This window comes from Roseibium sp. TrichSKD4 (assembly GCF_000148725.1).
Lineage (GTDB): Bacteria > Pseudomonadota > Alphaproteobacteria > Rhizobiales > Stappiaceae > Roseibium.
The window spans coordinates 79,708-87,007 of record NZ_GL476321.1 but is presented as its reverse complement, the minus strand read 5'-3'; the positions used below and the strand labels follow the sequence as shown (position 1 = coordinate 87,007).

The 7,300-nt window shown below is 54.7% G+C and carries 7 protein-coding genes; 5 read left to right on the top strand and 2 right to left on the bottom strand.

Annotated elements, in window-relative coordinates; translation table 11 throughout:
- Positions 1–81 precede the first annotated feature (81 nt).
- From TRICHSKD4_RS26735 to TRICHSKD4_RS31420, 5 genes are all read left to right on the top strand, one after another.
- Entirely contained in the window at positions 82–1,596 is a 1,515-nt protein-coding gene (locus tag TRICHSKD4_RS26735) for a type IV secretory system conjugative DNA transfer family protein (RefSeq protein ID WP_009469604.1), read from the top strand.
- Between the two features lie 46 nt (positions 1,597–1,642).
- Positions 1,643–2,395, top strand: coding sequence for an IS6 family transposase (locus TRICHSKD4_RS26730; RefSeq protein ID WP_009469603.1), 753 nt, complete (start codon positions 1,643–1,645; stop codon positions 2,393–2,395).
- A gap of 237 nt (positions 2,396–2,632) precedes the next feature.
- On the top strand, positions 2,633–2,980 hold the full coding sequence (locus TRICHSKD4_RS26725; protein WP_009469602.1) for a helix-turn-helix transcriptional regulator: 348 nt from the start codon (positions 2,633–2,635) through the stop codon (positions 2,978–2,980).
- On the top strand, positions 2,970–4,265 hold the full coding sequence (locus TRICHSKD4_RS26720; RefSeq protein WP_050763558.1) for a type II toxin-antitoxin system HipA family toxin: 1,296 nt from the start codon (positions 2,970–2,972) through the stop codon (positions 4,263–4,265). Before TRICHSKD4_RS26725 ends, TRICHSKD4_RS26720 begins: the two co-directional genes overlap by 11 nt.
- A 247-nt stretch (positions 4,266–4,512) precedes the next feature.
- Positions 4,513–4,866 carry a hypothetical protein gene (locus TRICHSKD4_RS31420; protein WP_208993210.1) on the top strand — a complete coding sequence of 118 codons (354 nt, stop codon included), beginning with the start codon at positions 4,513–4,515 and terminating at the stop codon, positions 4,864–4,866.
- Positions 4,867–4,922: 56 nt separating this feature from the next.
- Here TRICHSKD4_RS31420 and istB read toward each other — a convergent pair whose 3' ends face one another.
- Together istB and istA are read right to left on the bottom strand one after the other, a co-directional pair.
- Positions 4,923–5,714, bottom strand: a complete 792-nt coding sequence (gene istB / locus TRICHSKD4_RS26710; RefSeq protein WP_009465782.1) for an IS21-like element helper ATPase IstB — start codon at positions 5,712–5,714, stop codon at positions 4,923–4,925.
- Positions 5,704–7,233: an IS21 family transposase gene (gene istA, locus TRICHSKD4_RS26705; RefSeq protein ID WP_009469599.1), complete on the bottom strand. Its 1,530-nt coding sequence runs from the start codon at positions 7,231–7,233 to the stop codon at positions 5,704–5,706. The genes istB and istA overlap by 11 nt, the downstream gene beginning before the upstream one ends.
- Positions 7,234–7,300: the final 67 nt, after the last annotated feature.

Genomic DNA, 7,300 nt, shown 5'->3' with positions numbered 1-7,300 from the left:
CATGCGTTATGGGCAAGCGCTCAAAAATCCGTATAGTCTGCCCCGCACCCGCTTGAATGACGCAAAGGCAGGTTACCCCACATGTCCGACAAGTTCGACCCGTTTGGCGGCCTCTTCAAGGGCAGCTCATCCTACCTCAGGACCGGGATGGATGTCGCCAGATGGATGGACCGGCGGGCCGCAAGAAAGCAGCTCGAGACCCGCCTGCGGGCTCGCTCCTACATGCCCTCCACAATCGCGGACTGCCACAAGGCCATCAAGGACGGCGAACCATGGGAGCGCATCGAGGCCATGCTCGCCGCCGATCTGGAAATCCAGAACCGCAAGAGGGCTCAGGACGCCTTCATCAAAAACCCGCCCAAAGTCCATGGCGATGCCCGCTTCGACAGGCCAACCGACCTGAGCGCAGGCGAACACCAGCTGCTCTATGATTTCTCAAAGGTGCCAGAACGCGGCGATGCCATCTATCTCGGCGGTTTGAGCGAAGGCACCCCGCAGGGCGCGTTTCCCAAGACCGCCCTCCACTGGTCAGGACAGAGCCATCTCATCACCCTTGCCCCGACCCGCACCGGCAAGGCTGTCTCCCAGATCATTCCAAACCTGCTGCGCTACAGGGGCAGCGTCGTTGTCGTTGACCCCAAGGGCGAACTCTTCAAGGCAACCTCAAAATGGCGCAGCGAGAATGTCGGCCCTGTCTGGCTGCTGAACCCCTTCGACATCGATGGCCTGCGCAGCATCACCCACGCCATCAATCCGCTCGACGCGATTACAACGGATGATCATGCCGACGCCCTCGCCAATCTCCTCATGCCCCCGGCCCGCGAAGTGGATGATTTCTTCGAAGCGGAATGCAAGAGCTTTCTCGGGGCCGCCATCCTCTATTTTGCGCTCCATATGCCCGAGGAACACCGCTCCCTCGGCACCCTGCGCGACATGGTCTCCGGGCTTCGAAGCGATCAGACCCGCTCCCTGATTGAAGACATGAGCCGCCCGGACCTTGATCCCATGATCATGAACCGCATGCGCTCGTTTCACGGAAAGGATATGGGCAAATCGGTCTCGCGCCTCAGTGATACCCTCGATACGGTCCTGAAGCTTTTCGACAATCGCGGCATCCGTGAGGTGACCAGCCGGAGCGACTTCTCGTTTGCAGAGCTGAAGAAGGAACCGGCCACGGTCTACATCACCATTCCCTTCCAGCGCATCAAATCGCACGGGCGCTATGTGACCATGCTCCTGAACATGGCCCTTGATGCACTGGAAAGCTCCCAGAGGCCCCAGATCCCCGTTCTGATGCTTTTTGACGAGTTTCTGTCCTTCCCCCGCTCCGACACCATTTTAAGTGCCCTGAGGACGCATGCAGGCGCTGGCGTGCGCATGTGGTTCTTCCTTCAGGACATCAACGCCCTTGCCCACATTTACCCCAACAACTGGAAGTCCTTCCTGCAGGCGGAAGTGGAATGTTATTTCGGGACGGATGATCATTTCACGGCCAAGATGGTCAGCGAGTTCCTTGGCACCACCACCAGGGTGGTTGTCGGGGGCAATGCCTCCGGCAGGGCCTGTCGCAAAGTTTTCTTGTTAACCCCGGCTTGAGAATTAGGTGATGAAAAGGCGTTCCGATTTGTTGGAGTGCGGGTTTATGATTCTGAATGCCATTACCGAAAAGCTGAAGCGCCAATCAAAGGACGATTTCAAAGGACGGCATTTCGAGGCATGGCTCATTGTTCAGGCCGTTGCCTGGTACTTGCGCTATCCGCTGAGCTATCGAGATTTGGAGGAGATGTTCCAGGAGCGTGGCTTCGAAGTAGATCACAGCACGATCAACCGATGGGTTCTTGCTTACGCGCCGATGATCGAGAAACGGCTACGCCAGTTTCGCAGACCCCATTGCGGTTCAGTTCGCATTGACGAAACCTACGTCAAGATCCGCGGCAAGTGGCGCTACCTGTACCGGGCCATTGACAAATGCGGCAATCCTGTCGACTTTCTGCTAACGGCAAAGCGCGACCTTGATGCGGCCAAACGATTTTTCCGCAAGATGCTGAAGGACGAGCCCCTGCTATCGCCGGGGAAGATCGGTACCGACGGTGCAAATACCTTCCCGTCAACGATCAAAACGACCGTCGATGACCGGCTCCTGCGTCCAGATCCAGTACATTATGTCACCAAGCATCTACAGCAAAGGATCGAAAGCGACCATTTCAGAGTGAAGAAGAACATGCCAAAGACCGGCGGTTTTCAATCCTTCAAAACGGCGCGACGAACGATTGCCGGTTTCGAGGCTATGCTCTGGCTGAAGAAGGGTTTCGGCTTCACTGGCGATTGGACTGTCTACGAACAGAATGATTTGCTCGCGCAGCTCTTCGGACTTCAAATGGTTAACAAAGCATGAAAATACCGCCGATCGCAGGGTAGTCTTATCCTGCTGAAAGGTTTGCAACACGCCCCCTGCGCGCCTTCCTGTCGGATACCCAAATGGATTCGAAGGGAAGTTAAGCGCCACTTTGTCGGACAAAAGCTACCTTAAGCTAGTTAGTGTGGGTGAAAACCTACAAACAAGGCTATCATGGTTTGATTTTTCTGTGTTTCCATGATATGTCGCTTTTAGTCGACACTAAGGCATTTAAAGATGGATAACGCCGACAAATCTTCAAAACAGCCAAGCTATTCGCGCGGTACACGTCACGGATTGAAACTTCTGGGGTCGGAAATCCGACGTATTCGCTCAAAACGAAAGATGACGCAAAATGAGCTGGCTTCTCGCGTGGGATGTTCGCGCGACAGCATCATTGCCATCGAAGCGGGCAAACCCACGGTGGCGATTGGCGCGGCCTTTGAGGCGGCTTCTGTCTTGGGGATTGAGCTTTTTGGAGGTCGTGACCGTGTTGTACGCGAGATTGAAAGGGTTCAAAGCGAGTTGAACCTGCTTCCGGACAGGATACGCGTGAAAAAGCCAGAGTTTGACGATGACTTCTGAACCATCGTCACTCTTCGTGTGGATTTGGCTGCCAGGAAAGACAGAACCGGTTGTCGCCGGTCAAGTCATGAAGCAGGACGGCAGCGACAATATCCTGTTTGGCTACGGCCGCTCCTATCGACGCAACCCGGATGCCATTCCGATTTTCGACCTAGACCTGCCGATTGGCGAAGGGCTCATCGAACCATCGGGGGGGCACAACCTGGCACCATCACTTCGCGACGCTTTGCCAGACCGTTGGGGAAGGCGGGTCATCGTCAATGAGCTGCTTGGCAACAAGCGCGAGGAGATTGACGAAGATGCCTTCGGAGAGATGACCTTCATGATCCGCTCAGGGTCAGACCGGATTGGGGCTATTGATTTCCAGGAAAGTGCGGATGAGTTTGTGCCGCGTGTTTCTGCGGAAGCGACGCTTGAGGAACTTCAAAGCTTTGCCGACAAGATTGAAGCAGGAGAGGCCGTTCCAGAAGTTCTGGATCGGACAATCCTCCACGGAAGCTCAATTGGTGGTGCAAGACCAAAAGCGCTCATAAACGACACGAAAAGTGACCGGCCCAGAAAGCTGATTGCCAAATTTTCTGCCGCCAATGATGTGTTTGCCATGGTGAAGGGCGAGTTCGCCACAATGCGCCTGGCCAAACTGGCCGGCCTTGATGTTGCAGAGGTGGAGATTGAGCAGGTACTTGACCGTGAAGTTTTGCTGGTCGAACGGTTCGATCGCATTCCTGTTGATGAAGGGAAGAACTGGCATCGCCGGTCAATACTGTCAGCACTGACTTGGACCCAAGAAACCGAACTCGCCGCACGCCACATCGCCTATACCGAGCTTGCGGACATCATGCGGGCGCGTTTTGCCAACCCAAAGAAGGATCTGCCCGAGTTCTTCGCACGTTTGAGCTTCAATATCCTTGTCGGGAATACCGATGACCACGCCAGAAACCATGCCGGATTCTGGGATGGCGAGCAGCTGTCGCTAACGCCGGCGTATGACATTGCTCCACAAAAACGTGGAACCGGCGAGGCCAACCAAGCGCTCAACATCACGCCCGGCAAAAACGCCGCTCAGCTGGTGAACGTGCTTGAAGCCGCGCCATATTTTCAGTTGAGCGAAGCGGATGCTCGGCAAATCATTGCAAGCCAAATTCAAACGATTGTAGACCGATGGCACGAGACTTGTGATGCGGCCAGGATGGCATCCGCAGAACGCAGATACTTTGAGGGCCGTCAGATTTTCAATGCATATGCATTTGAAGGTTACGGCTCGATCCCGCAGCTTTCCGATTAAAAACAATACGTCTCTTGCGAAGATACTCGGATATATCAAGCAACGGCGTTCATATCTTGTGGGAGCAGCGCGATAGCGCCGAGTAAGCCGGCATCGTTTTCAAGTTCGCTCGCTCTTACCTCATCCGCCTTTCTGGTGCCGCGAGGCCAATAAGGTTTATTATGTTAAATAAATCAGCATAACTGACCTAAAATTCGCTTTTATTCTAAGTATATTCAATTCGGTCTTGCCCAAATAGAGGCGGATTTTGGCTTTGTTTCAAGCTAACGATGCGGGACAAGCAGACGTGCCAAAAGTTGCTAAACAATATGATCATAGCCATCGGAAAAATCGATACTTGATCTTCATTTCTTTGAAATTCCAAACGTCTCTGCCTCATGAAAGATTGCCGTATTTCATGAGGAAACCGAAGTTGCTCGACACCAGCCTTCTTTTTCCGGAGCTACTTAGAACTCCGGACAGCTTAGAGACCGAGTTCCCGCCCCGCGAACTCGCTTCCGGAGCGTGGGTCACACGTGTTGGACCCAGCCCAACAGGAAAAATGCATATTGGTACGCTTTATGTTGGGTTGCTGAACTCCATGTTTGTTGATTTTCACTGAGAACTGACCCGGTATTTTCACCGAGAATTGACCCACCTTTAGTTATGCGTCGTGGTCTATGACGCGGTCAATGTTGGGGTCTCCTTTCTAGTTTTCTTTGTATCCTTGGAACTGGCTTTGAAGCGGTAGCTGTCGTTGCCTGTTTCCAAGATGTGGCAGCGGTGCGTGAGGCGGTCTAAGAGAGCGGTGGTCATCTTTGCATCTGTGAAGACCTGCGCCCATTCTGAGAAGCTACGGTTGGTTGTGATGATGACGCTTGTGCGCTCGTAGAGCTTGCTGAGCAGGTGAAAGAGCAGCGCCCCACCTGATGAACTGAACGGCAGGTAACCGAGCTCATCCAGGATGACCAAGTCGACTTTGGTCAGCATATCAGCGATTTTCCCAGCCTTGCCAATCGCTTTTTCTTGCTCCAGTGCATTGACCAGCTCCACTGTTGAGAAGAACCGAACCTTGCGCCTGTGGTGTTCGATCGCCTGAACGCCGATTGCTGTGGCGGTGTGGCTTTTGCCCGTGCCGGGCCCACCGATCAGAACGACATTCTCGGTGTTTTCGATGAACTCACACCGGTGTAACTGCCGGACTTTCGCTTCGTTAATTTCACTGGACGCAAAATCAAAGCCGGTGAGGTCTTTGTATGCAGGGAAGCGGGCGACCTTTGTGTGGTAAGCGATGGATCGAACCTCTCGTTCCGCCATTTCAGCCTTGAGCAGCTGTGATAACATCGGGGTCGCGGCTTCAAAGGCTGGGGCACCTTGGGCGACCAGGTCTTCGACGGCATTTGCCATGCCATAGAGCTTGAGGCTGCGCAGCATGATGACGATAGAGGCTCCGGCTGGGTCATGACGCATGGCGCTTCTCCCCAGCCTGTCTCAGGCCATCGTAACGATTTAGATTTGCCTCGGGCGTGGTTTGCAATGCCAAGGCGTCCGGTGGGTCGACTTCTGGATGTTCCGTCGGCTTACGGTCGATCAACCGGTGTAGAAGGTTCAGGATATGCGTCTTGGTTGGCACACCCGCTTCCAGCGCCTTGTCCACGGCGCGTAACACGTCCTCTTCGTTATGCTGCAGAACCAATGAGAGGATGTCGACCATTTCCCTGTCACCCCCCTCCTTGCGTAACATGCGTTCCTGCAGCCGTTGGAAGGCTTCCGGCATCTCGGTGAAGGGCGCGCCATTGCGAAGGGCGCCAGGTTTGCGCTGAATGACAGCAAGATAGTGCCGCCAGTCATAAACAACCTTGCCTGATTTGCGGCAGGACCGATCAATGAGCCGTGCATGTTCACAAACTGTTTGCCCTTCGGCCACAACGACCAGTCGGTCAGGGTAGACATGCAGGCTGACACGGCGGTTCGCAAAGCTGGCGGGCACGCTATACCTGTTGCGTTCGAATGTGATCAGGCATGTGGGAGACACTCGCTTGCTATGTTCGATAAATCCATCGAAGGCTGGCGGCAGAGCCATCAGCATTGGCTTCTCAGCTTTCCACACATCGGCGAGAGACCCCGGCAAGGCTTTGTGCGGCGTCTCCGCCCAAAGGGCGATGCACCGATCTTCAAGCCATTGGTTCAGTTCAGCCAGATCTGCAAGGACGGGCATGACCTGCCAAAGCCGATTGCGCGCGTCCTGGACGTTCTTCTCGACCTGGCCCTTCTCCCAACCTGAAGCCGGATTGCAGAACTCAGGCTCAAAGACGTAGTGGCTAGCCATCGCCTTGAAACGGACGTTGATGTCCCGCTGCTTGCCTTTGCCGACGCGATCAACCGCTGTCTTCATATTGTCATAGATCCCTCGGCCAGGAACGCCGCCAAACACGCGGAACGCGTGCCAATGGGCGTCAAACAGCATCTCGTGCGTTTGCAGCAGGTAAGCCCGGACCAAAAACGCCCGACTGTGTGACAACTTGATATGCGCGACCTGAAGCTTCAGTCGCTCGCCGCCAATATTGGCCCAGTCTTCACTCCAATCAAACTGGAAAGCTTCGCCGGGCTGGAAGATCAGAGGCACAAATGTGCCGCGCCCTGTCGTCTGTTCCGCCCGCTGCCGGTCCGCACGCCACGCACGGACAAAGGCCGCCACACGTTCATAGGAGCCATCATACCCTAACTGCACCAGATCCACGTGCATCTGTTTGACGGTTCGACGCTCTTTGCGCGACTTGCGCGTCTGGGCCACAAGCCAAGAAGACAAACGGTCCGCATACGGATCAAGTTTGGTTGGTCGCGGCGGGGTTTTGAACTTCGGCTCAACAATGCCCTCGCGCAGATACTTCTTCACCGTGTTGCGAGATAAACCCGTGCGACGGGAAATCTCTCTGATTGGCATTTTGTCACGCAATGCCCAGCGTCGAATGACACTCAAAAATCCCATGTCGATCACTCCATATCCCCCGAGCCAAAAACGTCGGGGTAGTGTGTTCACATGGGTCAGTTCTCAG

What these genes read in the sequence shown, in the direction of transcription:
- TRICHSKD4_RS26735 (WP_009469604.1), top strand. Translation starts at nt 82, where the DNA reads ATGTCCGACAAGTTCGACCCGTTTGGCGGCCTCTTCAAGGGCAGCTCA.
- TRICHSKD4_RS26730 (WP_009469603.1), top strand. Translation starts at nt 1,643, where the DNA reads ATGATTCTGAATGCCATTACCGAAAAGCTGAAGCGCCAATCAAAGGAC.
- TRICHSKD4_RS26725 (WP_009469602.1), top strand. Translation starts at nt 2,633, where the DNA reads ATGGATAACGCCGACAAATCTTCAAAACAGCCAAGCTATTCGCGCGGT.
- TRICHSKD4_RS26720 (WP_050763558.1), top strand. Translation starts at nt 2,970, where the DNA reads ATGACTTCTGAACCATCGTCACTCTTCGTGTGGATTTGGCTGCCAGGA.
- istB (WP_009465782.1), bottom strand. Translation starts at nt 5,714, where the DNA reads ATGCGTCATGACCCAGCCGGAGCCTCTATCGTCATCATGCTGCGCAGC.
- istA (WP_009469599.1), bottom strand. Translation starts at nt 7,233, where the DNA reads ATGGGATTTTTGAGTGTCATTCGACGCTGGGCATTGCGTGACAAAATG.